At 43.5% G+C, this 1,351-nt stretch carries 1 protein-coding gene; it reads left to right on the top strand.

From position 1 onward, the window contains the following. Positions 1–593 precede the first annotated feature (593 nt). Positions 594–1,351: aldo/keto reductase (locus D6D85_RS10165; protein ID WP_133308312.1), on the top strand; the 758-nt coding region annotated here is incomplete at its 3' end.

The raw sequence follows: 1,351 nt of genomic DNA, 5'->3' as shown, positions 1-1,351 counted from the left end.
ATCTCCATTCTTTTATTCATCTGATCCAAAAGGAGGATTATTACTTCAGTATCGGTCAGCCTCTTCCCCTCTGTAAGCTTTCTAGCTATTCTTTCGGATGCCTGTCTGAGCGCCTCCTCCAGGACAGATGTGATGACAGCCTCTGTCATAGGAAAAACTGATGAGAGAAGAATATAAATATTATGGAGGGAGAGCTGGAAAAGGTCTATGAAAAGCTAATAATAGAGGTATATTCTAAAGATCAATAAAGAGAAGGATTAGTCGCTGATGAAAAAGTAAAGTCAATCAGGGCCGTTTAATTATTGCTCGCTAGAGGTTAAGCATTAGGACCTTATCAGTAATTGAATATGATTATCTGGGGGACTTTACCATCCACTGGCCATATCTGTGAATTTAGACCGTGCTTACATGCTAGAGGAAAACAGGTAGCGTAGTCACTGCCGCTCCTAGGCCAGATAGTGATCTCTTGATCTCTTAAAGGTGAAGTCTTTCTTAACCACTTTATTGACAAGTAGATTCATATTTCTAAATATCTTGTTTTCCCTCCATAGATTTCGGTTAAATGTATTTAAGTAGAACTATCCGAATGCTGTATGGAGTTCAGATACATAGGAGATGTGAAGGTCTCGGCAGTTGGCCTGGGAACGTGGCAGTTCAGCGATGCGTGGGGGGTAACGAGCTATGATGCAGCTAAATCCATTGTTGAAAAGGCCTTAAGCATGGGGATAAATTTCTTTGACACAGCAGCTGTCTATGGCATGGGAATGAGTGAAAAGTTCCTTGGACAGGCCATCAAAGAGCTGGGAGAGAGGGAAAAAGTTGTTATAGCAACCAAGATACCGGGAGAATTTCTATCCAGGCATGATGTCTTCAAGGCAACTAGGAGATCTCTGGAGAGGCTAGGAACGAGTTATATTGATTTAATGCAGGTTCACTGGCCTCCATGCTGGGACAACATCCCGACCTGCGAGTACATGAGGGCTCTTGAGGAGCTAGTCCGCATCGGGGCAATAAGGATGATAGGGCTCAGCGATTTCCCTCCCGAGCTCATAGAATCGGCTTGGTCCTGTCTATCAACTGAGGATATAGTGAGCATTCAGGTGAAGTACAACCTCGTTGAGAGAGATGCTGAGAAGGAGATAATACCATACGCAGAGGCGAACAACATCAGCGTTCTTGCATGGTCTCCTCTGGCCAAGGGAGCTCTTTCAGGTAAGTACACACCGGAAAATCTTCCGAAGTTCAGCGATGTGAGAAGTGGATCTGCTGTTTTCCATCCGGAGAACTTTAAACAGATATATGAAATAGTAAAAATATTGGAAGAAATTGGAGCTAAATATGGGAAGAAGCC

The organism is Candidatus Methanodesulfokora washburnensis (assembly GCF_003947435.1).
GTDB lineage: Archaea > Korarchaeota > Korarchaeia > Korarchaeales > Korarchaeaceae > Methanodesulfokora > Methanodesulfokora washburnensis.
Note: the sequence above shows the minus strand (reverse complement) of the source record. Positions and strands in the feature narration are given on the sequence as shown.